This window comes from Enterococcus raffinosus, assembly GCF_018917525.1.
Taxonomy (GTDB): Bacteria; Bacillota; Bacilli; order Lactobacillales; family Enterococcaceae; genus Enterococcus_A; species Enterococcus_A raffinosus_A.
This window is the reverse complement of sequence record NZ_JAHLOS010000014.1, coordinates 16,748-32,355: the sequence shown is the minus strand read 5'-3', so window position 1 is coordinate 32,355 and position 15,608 is coordinate 16,748. Positions and strand designations below refer to the sequence as shown.

General features: G+C 37.7%; 15 protein-coding genes. 8 read left to right on the top strand and 7 right to left on the bottom strand.

From position 1 onward, the window contains the following. Window positions 1-116 precede the first annotated feature (116 nt). Window positions 117-1,409 (top strand): serine hydrolase, encoded by a 1,293-nt coding sequence (locus tag KQI58_RS10680; RefSeq protein WP_216408993.1) that lies wholly within the window; start codon window positions 117-119, stop codon window positions 1,407-1,409. A gap of 32 nt (window positions 1,410-1,441) precedes the next feature. Here the strand turns inward: KQI58_RS10680 and KQI58_RS10675 are convergent, their stop codons facing one another. Continuing rightward, window positions 1,442-1,927: a GyrI-like domain-containing protein gene (locus KQI58_RS10675; RefSeq protein WP_216408992.1), complete on the bottom strand. Its 486-nt coding sequence runs from the start codon at window positions 1,925-1,927 to the stop codon at window positions 1,442-1,444. Window positions 1,928-2,220: 293 nt separating this feature from the next. Here KQI58_RS10675 and KQI58_RS10670 point away from each other — a divergent pair, with 293 nt between their 5' ends. Further along, window positions 2,221-3,414: a YdcF family protein gene (locus KQI58_RS10670; RefSeq protein ID WP_216408991.1), complete on the top strand. Its 1,194-nt coding sequence runs from the start codon at window positions 2,221-2,223 to the stop codon at window positions 3,412-3,414. A gap of 72 nt (window positions 3,415-3,486) precedes the next feature. Here KQI58_RS10670 and KQI58_RS10665 read toward each other — a convergent pair whose 3' ends face one another. Then, window positions 3,487-5,835, bottom strand: coding sequence for an ABC transporter ATP-binding protein/permease (locus KQI58_RS10665; protein ID WP_216408990.1), 2,349 nt, complete (start codon window positions 5,833-5,835; stop codon window positions 3,487-3,489). 129 nt (window positions 5,836-5,964) lie between these two features. On the opposite strand from KQI58_RS10665, the gene KQI58_RS10660 reads away from it, so the two are divergent. From KQI58_RS10660 to KQI58_RS10650, 3 genes are all read left to right on the top strand, one after another. Beyond that, on the top strand, window positions 5,965-6,639 hold the full coding sequence (locus KQI58_RS10660; protein ID WP_216408989.1) for a response regulator transcription factor: 675 nt from the start codon (window positions 5,965-5,967) through the stop codon (window positions 6,637-6,639). Further along, window positions 6,636-7,685, top strand: coding sequence for a sensor histidine kinase (locus KQI58_RS10655; RefSeq protein ID WP_016180925.1), 1,050 nt, complete (start codon window positions 6,636-6,638; stop codon window positions 7,683-7,685). The genes KQI58_RS10660 and KQI58_RS10655 overlap by 4 nt, the downstream gene beginning before the upstream one ends. 86 nt (window positions 7,686-7,771) lie before the next feature. After that, window positions 7,772-8,080 carry a hypothetical protein gene (locus KQI58_RS10650; protein WP_102872371.1) on the top strand — a complete coding sequence of 103 codons (309 nt, stop codon included), beginning with the start codon at window positions 7,772-7,774 and terminating at the stop codon, window positions 8,078-8,080. A 169-nt stretch (window positions 8,081-8,249) separates the two neighbouring features. On the opposite strand, the gene KQI58_RS10645 is transcribed toward KQI58_RS10650, so the two are convergent. Both KQI58_RS10645 and KQI58_RS10640 read right to left on the bottom strand, forming a co-directional pair. Then, window positions 8,250-8,567, bottom strand: coding sequence for an AzlD domain-containing protein (locus tag KQI58_RS10645; RefSeq protein ID WP_216408988.1), 318 nt, complete (start codon window positions 8,565-8,567; stop codon window positions 8,250-8,252). Continuing rightward, on the bottom strand, window positions 8,560-9,315 hold the full coding sequence (locus KQI58_RS10640) for an AzlC family ABC transporter permease (RefSeq protein WP_216408987.1): 756 nt from the start codon (window positions 9,313-9,315) through the stop codon (window positions 8,560-8,562). The genes KQI58_RS10645 and KQI58_RS10640 overlap by 8 nt, the downstream gene beginning before the upstream one ends. 447 nt (window positions 9,316-9,762) lie before the next feature. On the opposite strand from KQI58_RS10640, the gene KQI58_RS10635 reads away from it, so the two are divergent. After that, a complete protein-coding gene (locus KQI58_RS10635) occupies window positions 9,763-10,452 on the top strand; it encodes a YoaK family protein (RefSeq protein WP_216408986.1) in 690 nt (229 codons plus the stop codon). Between the two features lie 35 nt (window positions 10,453-10,487). On the opposite strand, the gene KQI58_RS10630 is transcribed toward KQI58_RS10635, so the two are convergent. The 3 genes from KQI58_RS10630 to KQI58_RS10620 form a co-directional block, all read right to left on the bottom strand. After that, window positions 10,488-11,003 (bottom strand): VanZ family protein, encoded by a 516-nt coding sequence (locus KQI58_RS10630; RefSeq protein WP_216408985.1) that lies wholly within the window; start codon window positions 11,001-11,003, stop codon window positions 10,488-10,490. A 25-nt stretch (window positions 11,004-11,028) separates the two neighbouring features. Next, the gene (locus tag KQI58_RS10625) at window positions 11,029-11,844 is read right to left on the bottom strand and encodes a DUF4097 family beta strand repeat-containing protein (RefSeq protein ID WP_216408984.1); all 816 of its coding nucleotides are present in this window, start codon (window positions 11,842-11,844) and stop codon (window positions 11,029-11,031) included. 86 nt (window positions 11,845-11,930) lie between these two features. Next, window positions 11,931-12,881 carry an aromatic acid exporter family protein gene (locus KQI58_RS10620; RefSeq protein ID WP_216408983.1) on the bottom strand — a complete coding sequence of 317 codons (951 nt, stop codon included), beginning with the start codon at window positions 12,879-12,881 and terminating at the stop codon, window positions 11,931-11,933. Window positions 12,882-13,033: 152 nt separating this feature from the next. Between KQI58_RS10620 and KQI58_RS10615 the strand changes: the two genes are divergently transcribed. Further along, the gene (locus KQI58_RS10615; protein ID WP_216408982.1) at window positions 13,034-13,495 is read left to right on the top strand and encodes a DUF441 domain-containing protein; all 462 of its coding nucleotides are present in this window, start codon (window positions 13,034-13,036) and stop codon (window positions 13,493-13,495) included. 142 nt (window positions 13,496-13,637) lie between these two features. After that, complete coding sequence (locus KQI58_RS10610) at window positions 13,638-15,380, top strand: ABC1 kinase family protein (protein WP_216408981.1); 1,743 nt, start codon at window positions 13,638-13,640, stop codon at window positions 15,378-15,380. The last annotated feature ends 228 nt before the right edge of the window (window positions 15,381-15,608 follow it).

The window sequence follows — 15,608 nt, the reverse complement described above, 5'->3', positions numbered from 1 at the left end:
ACACACCAGAGTCTTTCAAAACTAATGAAAAACTCTGGCGTTTTCATGTATTTTCTTGAATTCACCCTATGATTTTGCTAAACTTTTGGGGTCAATAGAAATAAAGGAGCCCTTCAATGAAAAATAAGAAAAGTTTCCCCCTTGTTTTGGTTGCCCTAGTCCTTTTCTTCCAAAGCCTCATAGGAATCCCCGTCCATGCGGCAGATGAATTTTCGGTCAATGCGAATGCTGGATACGCCATTGATGCTGATTCAGGAAAAGTCTTTTTCAACCAGGACGGCGACTCTCCCAAGGGCATAGCCTCTATCACTAAAACGATCACGGCATACCTCGTTTTAGACGCAATTAAACAACAGAAAATCTCTTGGGAGCAAGAAGTACCAATCTCTGAATATGCTGCAGAATTAAGCACTGTCCCTGAATTGTCAAATGTTACGTTGGTTCGTGATCAAAAATATACAGTCAAAGATCTTTTCGAGGCCATGATCGTTCAATCAGCCAATGCCTGTGCGGTTGCTCTAGCTGAACTCATTGCCGGCAATGAGCACACATTTGTAAATCAAATGCGCGAACAACTCACAGAATGGGGCATCAAAGACGCGACGATTATTAATGCTTCTGGTTTGAGTAATGTTTATCTAGGCGAACACATCTATCCTGGAACCGAAGAAAACGACGAGAATCTAATGTCTGCTAGAGATGTAGCAATCGTAGCCCAGCACCTAATCAAAGATTTCCCAGAAATTTTGGAAACCTCTAAGATCAAGGAAAAAACATTCGCTCCAAATTCATCTCAACCAACTGAAATGGAAAATTGGAATGTTATGCTATTTGACGGCCCGAATTATAAAGAAGGCGTGGATGGCTTAAAAACTGGTACTACTGATTTAGCTGGTGCTTGTTTTGTCGGTACGATCCAAAAAGACGGACGCCGTGTCATCACAGTCATCTTGAATGCACTAAATCAACCAAATGACGAGAATGCTCGATACGTCGAAACAAGCAACTTGATGGATTATTGCTTAAATAATTGGAGTCAGCAAGATGTGACTGTTGCTGGACAGACACCTACTGATAAAAAAGAACTAAAAGTCACAGATGGCAAGAAAAAAACAGTCGCTTTAGCCATGGAAAAACCTGTTAAGCTTTGGATTCGAAGCGATATGGATCCTAAAAACTTAACGATTAAAACAACCTTAGATCATTCATTGCTGGACAATAATGCAATCATCGCACCGGTCCACAAGAATGAAAAAATTGGTACCGTAAGTGTTGCTTTAGCACAAGATAACTTAGGCTATGTTCAAGAAAATGAAGGTGCCAAAACAGATTTAGTAACCAAAAATGAAGTGGAAAAAGCCAGTACTTTCGAGTTAATCTGGCAAAAGATCACTGGCATATTTGCATAAAATAAAAAACTTTCGACGGGGTCGAAAGTTTTTTATTTTGCTTTAAAGGGAAAATACAACTCGACTTCCCCTTCTGCGAAATGTGGTAAATAATGTTCATGGATCGCACCGACAAGCTCCAGATTTTCCATAGGGAAGATTTCTCCCAACATCAAATTTGTCGCATCTTCAATTTTTTCCGCACTCGCCTTAACTGTCAAATAGCTCATTGGCGGTATTTCCCAACGAACCCAGCCTTCAGGTGCCTGAGCTTTTTCCGACACTTGAACCCCTGCTAAGTAACGTCCTTCATTTTTCCATGGCTCTAACCAATGCCCTACATCACTCATCAGCCCCCATAGCTGCAAATCCTTCATTTCTTGTCCTGCCAAAAGGTCAATTAATTCTTCAAAATGAGTGTTCATTTGGTCCCATAGCAATGGTACCCAAGACTGCCCGTCCTCAGCTAAACCTTGACCTTCTTTGCCAACAACGAAAATGGTGGGCAGATCCACGCGATCAATTCCTTTAATCTTCATCAAGATCCCTCCTAGATCGATTTACTTTTTTGAAATTTTTATTCTTACCACAAGTATCATCTTATTAAATTGCTGATATCTCTATAGCTAACTCATTAAAAATAAAATGGCTGACTGTAAAAAGAAAAGCCGACACCCTTCACTTAAGTTTACTAATCTTCCTAAATAAAACCAACTAATACTTCTTAACTGCGCATTTTTACTTTTCTTTGATATACTGACATATAAAGTATTTCCTATTCACAAGAATAGGATGATTAAAAAAATTTCCCGATTTTCAAAGGAGTGATGGGATGGATTTTCAACGAGATTTACTTGCTTTAGCCATTTATTTTATCGTTTTGATCAGTGTAATGATTCGTTTCAAACAAAACAAGTTTAGTAATTTTACATTGTGGACAGGCATTTTTATTGTCTTATATTTTTGTGTGATTGAAATTCAAAAGAAAACCTTTTATATTTTGATCCCGCTTTTCTTCTTTTTATTGTTCCGCTATTTTTATATTAAAGAAAAATGTCGTTTACGAAATGGCTGGCTATTGAATCTTGCACTGATAAGTTTTATGGGCTACGTAGCTTTGGTGACACTTACCGCGAGCTCTTTGATTGGTGCAGGTATCTTAGGGCTATTAGCACTCTTATTCTTGATGACCATTCTGTTTGGCATCTATGCAGCCGTCATTTTCTTGATTGGCAATAGTTTCATTGTTCTACGACACGAATCACGCAAATTGCCGAACTTATTGACCTTGATTCTAGGTTTAGCGATTGTGGCATTGATTGTCTTACAAACGGTTGGCCCTCGAATACTACCTGATTGGTCAGTCATTTTGCTCTCAATTCCGACAACGATTGCGTTTTACTTCTTTGTCGTCTTTTGGAATTTCTTATCGATCTCATTGATTTATCAACTCAATAAACCAAAATACGATCAGGATTTTGTGATTGTTTTAGGTGCCGGATTAATCGGTGGTGAAAAAGTCACGCCCTTATTGGCAAAACGGATTGATCGTGCAATCCAATTTTATCGCGAACAAAGCGAAAAAACATTGTCACCACCTCAGCTTTTAATGTCTGGCGGACAAGGACCTGATGAAAAAGTTCCTGAATCGCAGGCAATGAGAGAGTATGCTTTGGAACAGGGGATTCCAGCCGAAAATATCCTTATGGAAGCTCAATCCACCAATACTCTTGAAAACATGAAGTTTAGTAAAGAAATCATGGAACGGGAAAAACCAAGTGGTTATCACGCTATTTTTACTTCAAACAATTACCATATTTTTAGAGCTGGAATGTATGCCGAAGATGTTGGATTAAAAATTGACGGCATTGGCTCAAAGACTGCACGCTACTATTTACCGAATGCTTTTCTTAGAGAGTTTATAGCAGTAGCTTTGATGAATAAACGTCTTCATCTGATTGTTTGTGGATTGATTACCTTTGGTTTTGTAGCCTTGGCTATCCTTAACTTTCTTTTTGTCCGATAAGTATTATGCTTTTAACCTACTAGAATTACAAAAAGGCAGCTTCTCCTTAACTTAAGGAAGCTGCCTTTATTTTTATTCTGCTCGCAATGCAATCGCAGCATCTTTCTTCGCTGCCATTCTTGCTGGAATATGTCCACCAATCATAGTCAACACCGTTGAGACAACGATCAAAATGACACCATGAACTGGATTTAATTGTGCGACATTTTCTAGTTCAGTCATATTGTACAAAATCGCATTGATTGGGAATGTTGCCAAGTAGGCAATCAATACACCAAGTGTTCCAGAAGCTACCCCTAAGATACATGTTTCTGCATCAAATACACGAGTGATATCTTTCTTACGCGCTCCTAAGGCCTTCAAGACACCGATTTCCTTCGTCCGTTCAATGACTGACGTATAGGTAATGATACCGATCATAATCATACTAGTCACTAATGAGATTCCCGCGAAGGCAATCAATACATAAGTGATGGCATCCATTAAGCCGCCGGTCAATTCAGTCATCGTTCCCGCCAAATCAGTGTAGATGATCTTATCTTCCTTTTTCTTGCCCTTATTGTAATCATCCAAATAGCTCAAGATTTGTTCTTTATCTTTGTAGTTATTTGGGTAAATCATAATACTGCTAGGAATACTGTCTCCGCCTAAGTAAGCCAAAGTACTTTCTTTGGTCGCATCATCTAATTTTTCGTTCGTCATGACATTTGTATCGGTCTCTTTTTGTGCTTTGACAATCTCAGAATTTTCATTGTCCTTCACGATTTTAGAAGTCAACTCATTACTATAAGCAATCCCAGGCGCTAAAAGATTCATCGTTGACGATTGTTTTACCCGCAGGATTCCTGAAATTTTCAACGTGTCATTATTGGCATTGTCGTACATCGCCTTGTAATCATTGTTCGGGATAAAGTTGCCCGTTGGTATTTTTGAATAGTATTCATTGTTGTTGATCAGCTTAAATTCAGTCCCGACGATTTTGTCGAAATCGACCTTTTCGTCATCTTTGACATCAAAGCCCAGGTTTTTCAACGAATTGATATTCGTACTATTATTCGCATCAACGATCAATACAACGTCTGTATTGGCTTTTGGATAAGCGCCAGCCAACAATTTATAATTGTCCTCTAAGAAATTACCTGAATTCTTATCAAGCTGTGTTGGAAACGAAGAAACTCCCATTCCTGTCATACTAGACATTGCACTCATCATGGAAGGTCCACTATCCGGTGCATCGTTTGATAATTTCACAGGTTTTACATCACCATCTACATCCCGTAAAAGATTCATGCCAACAACTCTGGTAAAACCAATATTATTACTTAGCTTAGGATCGATATCATTAATGTAATCGACATACTCTTGATTGATTTTATTGGTATGCTGAGCTTTATCCTCATCACTGATTTTTGCTACAACACTATTTTTCGTATCCTTACTGGAGCCACTGGCTTTTTCTGAACCGAGTGCCCGATCGCGATTAGCCGATTGATCGGTTGTTGTTTTTGAGATCGTGATTGGATACTTCGCCATAGTCTCGGCTTGAGTGTTATCAATTTGTTTCTGGAAGCCGCTGGATAGTGAAAGAACGATTCCGATACTGATGATTCCAATACTTGAAGCAAAAGCCGTTAAAAATGTCCGCCCTTTTTTCGTCCGTAAGTTATTAAAGGAAAGCTTCAACGCGGTTACGAATTTCATTTTCGTGCGTTTTAGTTGAAATTGTTCTCCTTTTTTCCCTTCAATATGGGGATGCGAATCATCCATGATTCGACCGTCAGAAAACCGGATTGTCCGATCAGCATATTTATTTGCTAATTCAGGGTTATGAGTCACCATGATGACTAATTTTTCTTTCGACAATTCTTGAATTAGATTCATGATTTGCACACTGGTTTCAGTGTCTAGCGCCCCAGTCGGTTCATCACAAAGTAAAATGTCAGGATCGTTCGCTAATGCTCGTGCAATTGCGACTCGTTGCATTTGCCCACCAGAAAGCTGATTAGGCTTCTTATGCATATGATCTGCTAATCCGACTCGACGTAAAGCATCCTCTGCTCTTTGGTTTTTCTCTTCTTTTGAAACACCACTCAACGTCATACCAAGTTCTACGTTGTCGATGATTCCTAAATGACCGATCAAATTATAGCTTTGGAAAACAAATCCGATCGAATTATTTCGATAGGCATCCCAATCGGCATCCTTAAAGGTTTTTGTCGATTTCCCATCGATGACCATATCACCAGAATCGTAGTTATCTAAGCCGCCAATCACATTTAACATGGTCGTCTTACCTGATCCGCTGGCACCTAAAATTGCGACAAATTCTTGTCGCCGAAATGCGACCGATACGCCATCTAAAGCCTTGGTTGTCGTATCCCCCACATGATAATATTTTTTGATGTCTTTTAATTCTAACATTGCGTCACCCTTTTCTTTCTGTTTACATCGTAAAGATAGCATGGCATTATTAACTCAAAATGAACAAGAATTCATACTAGGTTCACAGTGATTTGTTACTATTATTAAGCAAAAAGGAAGGTGACGCAAATGAATCGAATACTTATTGTAGAAGATGATGAAAACTTATCATTACTTTATCAATCTGCATTGAAAAATGAACGCTTCGAGGTATTTCGTGCGATGAACGGTATCGAAGCCTTAGATATTTTGGATAAACAATTCATCGATTTGATCATCAGCGACATCATGATGCCGGATATGGACGGCTATGAGTTAGCCGAAAGTTTACGAGAAGCAGGCTATGAGTTACCTATTTTATTTATCACAGCTAAGGACTCTTTCGAAGATAAAAAACGTGGCTTTACAATAGGTGTAGATGATTATATGGTTAAGCCAATTGATGTAAACGAGATGATACTGCGGGTGGATGCTTTATTGCGTCGAGCACAAATTGTCCACACAAAAGAATTAGTAGTAGGAAAAACTCGGCTGGACCAAGAAACCTACCAGATCAAAACAACCGACCAAACGGAAACCTTGCCGCAAAAAGAATTTTTATTACTATATAAATTACTGGCTTATCCTAACAAAATTTTTACCCGTCAGCAATTAATGGACGAGATATGGGGCTTGGACTCTGATACTGATGAGCGAACCATCGATGTTCATATCAAACGACTGCGTACTCGCTTGGAAAAAAATTCGGATTTTTCGATTGAAACAATTCGCGGATTAGGCTACAAGGCGGTCATTCACTCATGAGAAAAAAATTATTTCCACAATTGTGGATGTACTTCGTTGCGATCACGTTTTTAATGATGGTCGTTGTATTAGCGGTTTTTGTCGGCCTGCTTTTTATAGTCAATCACTACCAGCTGCTGGCACCCGAAAAAGAAGGGCACCTTTTCCCTTTTTATTTCATTATTTTCTTAAGCCTAGTGATTGGTGCTACCCTTTCATTTTTTGTAGGAAAGCGAATCCTTTTACCAATCGGCAATCTAAGGCAAGCGATGAGCAAAGTCTCAAAAGGCGATTTCACTGTACAATTAGACGAACAACAGCAAATGGAAGACGTTGAAGAGCTTTACCATGATTTCAATGTTATGGTAAAAGAATTAAGTAGTATCGAAACATTACGAAATGACTTTGTTTCGACGGTCTCTCATGAATTTAAAACACCGATTGCTACAATCAAGGGTTATGTACAATTATTACAAAATGAGGAATTATCAAAAGAGGAACGGCAAATTTACTTAGAACGAATGCTGGATGGTACACATCAGCTAACACATCTTACCGATAATATTCTAAAACTAAGCAAACTGGAAAACCAAGGCATCGGACTGGATTTCCAATACTTTCGTTTAGATGAACAAATTCGTGAGGTCATTTTATTTCTACAACCAAAATGGGAGCAGCTAAACTTGTCGCTAGATTTGGATCTTCCCTGGACGGAGTATTATGGCAACGAGGAATTTCTTTATCAAGTCTGGCTGAATTTAATGGACAATGCAATTAAATACAGTCGTAAGAACAGCAACATCCGTGTTTATCTAAAAAATGATAACGCTGGGCAAACCATTATGATCAGCGACGAAGGTATCGGCATGACTGAAGATGTCGCCGATCGTATTTTCGACAAATTTTATCAAAGCGATACAAGTCGTAAAACGAAAGGCAACGGCTTAGGTCTAGCTTTAGCAAAGCAAATCATTGAACTACACCATGGAACGATCAAAGTCAACAGTTCACCAAATAAAGGCAGTAATTTTAAAATATTTTTGCCAAGCAACCTAAAAAATTCATAATTAATTGACGTAAAAAACGAATTAATTCATCATTAGTTAATATTTGTCTTGTAAGCTATGAGTAACTTAAAGAAAGGGTGACTCATATGGTGGAGAAACAAAAGGTTACCAAATCCGTGTACTTTGTAGAAGAAACCCAAAATATCGAGGGCGCGTATGTTGAAGTCAATACACTTTTTGTCGCAGATAACCAAGAGCAAGCAACCGAGGTTTACGAAAAATTAGTCAAAGAGCAGCCAAAAAAATCCTTTGGCCTATTATTAAACGAATATATCATCAATGCAGATGGCGGCTTTTTCCATAACCTTCTGCAATCATGGAAAAATCTACCAGCTGAATTTTATCGAAAAATGCAGGTCTTAACTTATCGACCTATCGCTGAATACCAAAACTAACAATTAAACAGGAAAAAGAGACACTCTAAAAAAGATTCTTTCTCACATTTGGGTATGTCTGAAAAACTTAGCAATGTATTTGACTCTTATTGAAGATAAGAACAAACACGTCACTAGATTTTTTCGATACTCAATGTTGAAAAAGAATCCTAAAAAGAGTGTCTCATTTTTAAATCATGGACAATAAAAAAACAGCCGCCAATCCAGTAATTACTGAAATAGCCATTGAGCGAGTCTTAAAAGCTACCTCAGCGACTAAAAACATTGCGATGATCCGTACATTGCCGATCACATCAAGCTGATTACCACTAATAAATACATCCTTAAAGACTAAAGCTGCAAATAATGAGATCGGCACATATTTCATCCAATCACTAAACCACTGCGGCACTTGCCGTTGCGAAAAATACAGCATCGGAAAAAGACGTGGTAAATAAGAGGCGCCGAATAGGCAAAGGATCAGCAATAGCAAAGAAGTATTACTCATGATGAACCTCCCCACCCGTCAGATCATAATGGTCTGGTCCGTCATTTTTCTTATGGGCAGTTTTCCAAAAACGTTCAACTAAATAGCCGGTTAAAGAAGCTAATAAAGTCGCTAAAATCAAGCCAAAGGTATTCTTGAAAAGCAACATAAAAATTACTGCTAATACACCAGACAATAGGCCAGTAGCTAATAATAGACCATTGCTCAGCTGCATCATGAACATAAAGATGAACATGGCTGTTAAAGCAAAATGAACCAACTCAGTATCGACATGGATCACAGAACCGAAAATGGTTCCTAAAACTGTACTCCCTGTCCAAGATGCCATCGAAAACCAATTAACATATAACGCTTTCTTACGGTTCCATTCAGGATCAGTAGAATATTTCAAATAATTGACTGCGTAATTTTCATCATTCATAGATTGTGAAAACAGCGCGATAAATGATCGTTTTTCTTTTTTAAAAAATTGCGACAAACTGGAACCCAGTAAAGCATAACGTAGCTCCAAGAAGAAAACCATTAGGATAGTAGACACAAAAGATGCATGCACGCTAATCATTGAGACGACTAAAAATTGTGCGCCTCCTGAAAAAACAAGCATCGAAAGCAAGGCTGTTAAGAAGATGTTAAATCCCGCTTTTTGTAAAAGCATACCACATGCCAAACCAACCGGAATGTAACTAAAACAGAGCGGCATCGCCGCATATAACGCCTCTAACCATGGTGTCCTTTTTTTTACAGGCATGGTAAGTTCTCAATTCCCTTCACGTTCACAGGATAAAAAGCATTTTCATTCTAACACATTCTTTCGAAAAAAGTAGCACATTGCGAATATCTTCCCCTTCTATGTTTTTTCTTTCAATCATTCGTAAAACAAGAAAATATTCTCAATATATTTTTCCTTACTCCCTCATTTAAGTTATCAATCCGAATTATATTTCTATTAAAAATAAAATCATTTGTTTTCTCCTTTTAAAAAGAGGAAACTTTTAAATGATTCTTATGAAAAATTCATGTACGTTTTCTGCTAAAGCAGCTTTTCACTAGGAAATTCAAAAGCGAGTAGTGAAACTCATAAAACTTTAGCTTAATCTTTGAAAGGATTTTAATAAATGAAAACAGCACATGATATTGATTATCATTTTTCTGAAAAAATGTGGTAAGATAGTCAGCGAAAAGAGATGAGTAACAAATGACTACTAGTTTTCATGAGAATCGTTCGGTCGGATTGCTATTGACCTTTATTGGCGGAATGATGGATAGTTATACCTATATTCGTTACAGCGCCTTTGCTTCAGCCCAAACGGGGAATATAATTTTAGCAATCATTCAAGCCTACGATCGGCAGTGGAGCATGGTTGGAAAAAAATTGCTTTCCACCCTATTCTTCTTTATCGGAATTCTTTTAGCAAAATTTATGATTGATTATTTCAAAAAGAAGGAAATGCATTTCTGGCGATTATTTCTGCTTTATTTCGAAGCGGTTGTCTTTTTTATAATCAGCCTAGATTTTATACAACCACATCCGGCAATTATTACTATTATGATTGCCTTTACTGCAGCAATTCAATGGGTTTCCTTTGATAAAATTAACGGGCTTGCTTATACAAATTTATTTACAACTGGTAATTTAAAAGGGGTCGCAACAAATCTTTATGATTATTTGGCTACAAAAAACTCCGAGGCAAAATCTCGCTTTATACATTTTCTTTTAGTAGTTTTGGCTTTCATTGCCGGTGCGATTGTCTCAGTTTTTTCTTATCGAATGATTGGTACCGATGCGGTCTTGATCATTGCGGGATTATTCCTATATTTAGCCGTTTCTGAATCATTCTTGGTTTGGCGATTCCAACGAAATACGAATGCTTTTCAAAAAAAATAACTCTTCAGCAACCTTGCTGAAGAGTTTCTTTGTCTTTAACGATTAATAAAAATGATAAACAGTACCATTCCTAAACATAGGACTCCCATTACGGTACCGATGGCAATGAGACGCTTATCTAATTTTGCTTCGGGAACAATCCGCCGCAACCCTTGATAAATGCAAATTCCTAAGAAACCACCGATAAAATTCATCAGAATATCCGTTACATCGGTCGCCCCTATTCCTAAGACAAATTGCATCCCTTCAATGAATAGCGAGAATAAAAAGAGAAACGCCAACTTCTTCATGAATGACAAACCCTTTGCTGAAATTCCTAAAAGAACTCCTAAAGGTACAAAAACTATTCCATTCATAATTATTTCATTAAGTGCAATTTTACCATTTACTATCATTGAACCTTGAAACGGTATAAGATTGATAGATCTCATAGGATGCTCTAAACTCGCGGCTAAATCAGTAAAAGAAAGTGACAATTTGAATAGTAAAATCCAGATCAAGAGCAGCGAGTAAATTCCAAGTAGCAACTTACTTAGTTTCTTACTGACCATGAGTTTGTCCCTCCTAAAGAATCAATTATCGGACAAAGGCAATCTCGATATCTGCATTACTAGTCCTAACTTCTAACTCTTTTGAACCATTCTTTTGATTGCCTAAATTGTTTGAGGCATTACTTGTTTTTGACGTAATCGAAAAATCTTCTTTATTACCAATAATGGTTCCATTAACCTCTGAATTACTGGTTTCAAGAGAAAGCGATTCTTTCGGTTTCACATTCATTAGATTCATCTTCCCATTTGACGTTTGGAATTCTCCCTCATTAAAATTCAAATCTGAAAGATCCATTTTACTATTGCTCGTTTCAAAGGACCCATCATCAAATTTGAGATGTGAAAGCTCCACTTTTCCATTGCTAGTCTCTGCATCCACGCTGTTGGAATCGACATCATTGATGATCATTTTGCTGTTGCTAGTTTCCAAATTTAAATTATCCAACACTAAATTTTCTGCTGACAGCTTTCCATTTGACGTTTCAACCTGCAAATCTTTCAGCTTAGCTTTAGGAACTTCAATTGTTACTCTGGGACTGCTGTTCCCGAAATTAAAGAAGTCAAAATTAAAACCAATACTTCTTTTGCGCTCCAAAGTTAAGGTATTACTTGTTTGTTTGATATTGTATTTAATGTCTCTGCTCTTTTTATATTTGATTCGCGTTCGATTCCCAGACACACCCACAATATCGACCGGCATATTCCGATCATCTACAACCAATTCCCGAACTGGCTTTGTCGTCGTGAATGTCTCATTACTCATACGATTGTGAACAAACATACTGCTGATACACACTAACGCTGCACCAATTAAAATCAACCCTAAAACTATCTTTTTCATATTTATACCCCTTACCTGTTTTTCTTATCTTTATCATAAAGAAGTTTTCAACCGTTTACATGGGACAAAAGTCTGATTCTTTCTCATCACTTGTTCCGATTAAATCCAGCTTTGATCTCAATGAAGTCTTGAAATAGTTGAAAAAGCTGGAAAAGCATAGCTCGTTCTTCGAAGGACTGACGACTTTCTGGTAACTTTTTTTGTTGATATCGCTGATCTGTTTCAGCAATCTTCGTTAAAATCTCTGCACCATCGTTGTCCTCTGCTAAAGTCTGAGCAGTAAACTCAAACAGCTCTCGTAGTTCCTGCACATCTTCTGGTTCTGCATCCAGGCGATTTAATATCTGCAACATATCAGATAGGACTTTTAATTGTAAGCGGCGCATCGCAAAATACTCAAAATAGTAGCTATTGCCAGAAAGGAATCGATTCTCTTCATATTCTTGAGCGCGAACTTGAGCTTCTCGAACAAAGTCGCGTAACGATAAACACTCTTGCCGCAAAAGCTCTTCCTTAGCTGGTTGATTCAGATAGGCGGACATTTGTCCCAGCATTTTTTTCATGGAAACCTCAACAACTGCTTGATCTTCCTGAATTTTTTTCTCCGTATTTGGCATGTAAAGATTGGCGGCCAACGCACAGCCCACCCCGATGATCATCAGTAGGTATTCATTAATGATCAACGGCACAGGCATCTCACCTGCTGCTAAGTAATGTGTGATCAAAACAGAACTAACTGCAATTCCCTCTGCCAAATCAAACTGAATCGACAAGGGAATGAAGAATAATAGATACAAACCAAAGACAATTGGATGAAATCCCAAGAGTGAAAAACAGATAGCTGCAATACTCGTTGCTAATGTTAATGAAAAAAGTCTATTCATTGCAGTCTTTGCTGTAGAGCGTTTAGTATTGGTGACAGTCAAGATCGTTATGATAGCAGCTGATGCGGCCGACTCTAAGCTTAAACCTCCAGCTAATAATAAAGCGATAGGCGCAGCCACCGCGGTCTTGATCGTACGTAATCCTATTTTCATCTGTACCCTCCCTTCTTAAAAGCTTACACTAAAGTCACTCAGGAAAAAAGTCGCAACTTGACGAATTATCTTGTATAGTAGATACGTTGTGAAAGTCCAAATGATTTATAGAAGAAAAATTAGCTTATATATACAAAGAAGGAGTGAATAAAATGGAGAGTTGGATTTTTTTAGGTGTCATTTTACTGATCGCCCTTATTGCAAAAAATCAAAGTTTAATGATCGCGACACTTGCGATACTAATTTTAAAATTAATTCCCCATTCAGATAAATTTTTATCAATCTTAAATAAGCAAGGAATCAATTGGGGTGTTACGCTGATATCAGCAACGATTCTCGTTCCTATCGCTACTGGTGATATTGTCTTAAAAGATTTATTAAACACCTTAAAATCACCGTTGGGCTGGGTTGCAACACTCTGTGGTGTTTTGGTTGCGGTCTTATCTTCAAAAGGGGTTGGATTGATTAACCAATCTCCTGAAGTTACCGTTGCTTTAGTGTTTGGTACGATTATGGGTGTTGTCTTTCTAAAAGGGATAGCAGCTGGACCCGTAATTGCTGCAGGTATCACCTACTGCATCATGCAGGTCATTCAAGTAGTGACAAATCGTTAATTTCTTGGACCCCCTAATTCTTTTCTAGCGAAATAATTAGGGGTTGTTTGTATCTCATAAAAATCTTTTGTAAGATAGAAACAAATGATATTCATCATACTCTTCATAATAGTTGCTTTAATACCTACTAGGGGGTGTAATAATGCGAGAAAAATCCAAAGCTGCTCGTTTGCGTCAAATCGTGAAAATCGTTAACCACTACAGCGTCGTTAAAAATATTACTCAACAAAAGAATCCAGAGGAAGTTCGTAAGGCCTTCGAGGAATTAGGACCCACCTTCATCAAAGTGGGGCAAATGATGTCAGTCAGGACAGATATTTTTACCTTAGACTTCACTAAAGAGCTGCGAAAATTACAAGATGACGTAAAAACAGATGATTTTGCCTCTGTTAAATCCTTAGTTGAAAAAGAACTGGAACTGCCTTTATCAGAAATCTTCGAGAGCTTTGATGAACAGCCTTTTGCCTCTGCATCAATTGCACAAGCGCATCATGCACGGCTTAAAAATGGGCAAAAAGTTGTCGCTAAAGTTCAACATCCTGGGATCGCTTCCGAAATCGAGTTGGATCTATCTTTGTTTGAAAAGGCCATCCCAATCGCCAATTGGGTTCCAGAAAGCAAAGTCATTGATCTCAAAAATATTTTAAAAGAGATTCGTGTATCCTTACAAAATGAATTGGATTTCCAAAAAGAACTAGAATTAGCGGAAGAATTTTATCGATTGAACAATGATTGGAAAGAGATTCGAGTACCTAGAATGGAGCCAGCTTACTCCTCTAAAAAAGTCATCGTAATGGAGTTAATGCCTGGGACAAATTTGAAGGAACTAATCAATACCAAGGATGAAAAAATCGTCCAAGGTGAAACAACCTACAAAGAGTTGAAAAAAACGATCAGTCAATTATTAATCGAGCATTTTATGAAAGAAGTTTTTGAAGATGGCTTCTTCCATGCTGACCCCCATCCAGGTAACCTTCTATTGCAGCTGATGAGCGAAGAAGAAAATCGAAAAGATCAACAATTGAAAACAAAGGAACGTCAAGGGAAAATCGGCAATGTTCCCTATGAGATCACCCTTTCTCGCAAAGAGCAGCTACGTCCTTTTCGTCTAAACGTAATTGATTTTGGAATGATGGGCACAATCAATCACGAGATGCAGGCCAAGATGAGTAACACGATCATTGCCATTTACAGTAAGGATAATCAACGAATTACGAATGCTGTTCACGCTATTTGCAAACAAGTCGGCAGCTTTGATGAGGAAAAATTTACTTATGAGCTGGACGATTTCTTAAATCGTTATTTGAATTTACCCGTCAAAGAGATCGACCTGCAAAAAGTCTTTTCTCAAGTTGTGATTATCTGTCACGATAACAACTTGCAGATTGATGACTCAGTCACCATGTTGATTAAAGCTTTCGGTACCCTAGAAGGAGTCATCGAGGATCTTAATCCAGATCTCTCTTTATTTGAAGTCGTTGCCCCCTTTGCACAAAAATATTTTCTTCAACAATTAAACCTGAAAGATGAATTACAAGAGACTGGTTTAGATTACTTAACTTCTCTAAAGGCCTTGCCGAAAATACCTAGTCGTACATTAAATGTTCTTGATACGTTTGCTAAAGGTAAAGGCAAGTTAAATTTGGAGCTTAAAAATCAACACAATTTCTTAGAACGAGCGGAGGCAATGGTCAATCGGCTGGTGATTGGTTTGATTCTTTCTGCTTTGGTTATCGGATCATCTATTTTAGTTCAAACATCCCCTGAAGGAGATACCTTGATTTCTGACCTTGGTGTCTTTGGTTATTCTGTAGCGGCTCTTTCAATTCTTTTCTTAGTCATTGAAAGTCTTTATCGGCGATATCGTAAATGGAAAGAACGATAATTTGATTAATTATGTAAGGAGTGTGCCGTATAGCACGCTTCTTTTTCTTTTCAAAAATATTGCTCCCTCATTTTTTTCCCTATCAATAAAAAAAATGAAAATTTGCAAAAAAAGTTATTATCTCCTTATTAATATTACTTTTATCCATAGATAGGGCGGCTTTTCCCTATAAAAACAGGCAAATTCTTTTACATAAAAGGGGTATCATTTTACTATTTGAGTGTAAAC

Excerpts from the sequence above, each read along its gene's own strand:
- KQI58_RS10680 (WP_216408993.1), top strand. The coding sequence starts at position 117 with ATGAAAAATAAGAAAAGTTTCCCCCTTGTTTTGGTTGCCCTAGTCCTT.
- KQI58_RS10675 (WP_216408992.1), bottom strand. The coding sequence starts at position 1,927 with ATGAAGATTAAAGGAATTGATCGCGTGGATCTGCCCACCATTTTCGTT.
- KQI58_RS10670 (WP_216408991.1), top strand. The coding sequence starts at position 2,221 with ATGGATTTTCAACGAGATTTACTTGCTTTAGCCATTTATTTTATCGTT.
- KQI58_RS10665 (WP_216408990.1), bottom strand. The coding sequence starts at position 5,835 with ATGTTAGAATTAAAAGACATCAAAAAATATTATCATGTGGGGGATACG.
- KQI58_RS10660 (WP_216408989.1), top strand. The coding sequence starts at position 5,965 with ATGAATCGAATACTTATTGTAGAAGATGATGAAAACTTATCATTACTT.
- KQI58_RS10655 (WP_016180925.1), top strand. The coding sequence starts at position 6,636 with ATGAGAAAAAAATTATTTCCACAATTGTGGATGTACTTCGTTGCGATC.
- KQI58_RS10650 (WP_102872371.1), top strand. The coding sequence starts at position 7,772 with ATGGTGGAGAAACAAAAGGTTACCAAATCCGTGTACTTTGTAGAAGAA.
- KQI58_RS10645 (WP_216408988.1), bottom strand. The coding sequence starts at position 8,567 with ATGAGTAATACTTCTTTGCTATTGCTGATCCTTTGCCTATTCGGCGCC.
- KQI58_RS10640 (WP_216408987.1), bottom strand. The coding sequence starts at position 9,315 with ATGCCTGTAAAAAAAAGGACACCATGGTTAGAGGCGTTATATGCGGCG.
- KQI58_RS10635 (WP_216408986.1), top strand. The coding sequence starts at position 9,763 with ATGACTACTAGTTTTCATGAGAATCGTTCGGTCGGATTGCTATTGACC.
- KQI58_RS10630 (WP_216408985.1), bottom strand. The coding sequence starts at position 11,003 with ATGGTCAGTAAGAAACTAAGTAAGTTGCTACTTGGAATTTACTCGCTG.
- KQI58_RS10625 (WP_216408984.1), bottom strand. The coding sequence starts at position 11,844 with ATGAAAAAGATAGTTTTAGGGTTGATTTTAATTGGTGCAGCGTTAGTG.
- KQI58_RS10620 (WP_216408983.1), bottom strand. The coding sequence starts at position 12,881 with ATGAAAATAGGATTACGTACGATCAAGACCGCGGTGGCTGCGCCTATC.
- KQI58_RS10615 (WP_216408982.1), top strand. The coding sequence starts at position 13,034 with ATGGAGAGTTGGATTTTTTTAGGTGTCATTTTACTGATCGCCCTTATT.
- KQI58_RS10610 (WP_216408981.1), top strand. The coding sequence starts at position 13,638 with ATGCGAGAAAAATCCAAAGCTGCTCGTTTGCGTCAAATCGTGAAAATC.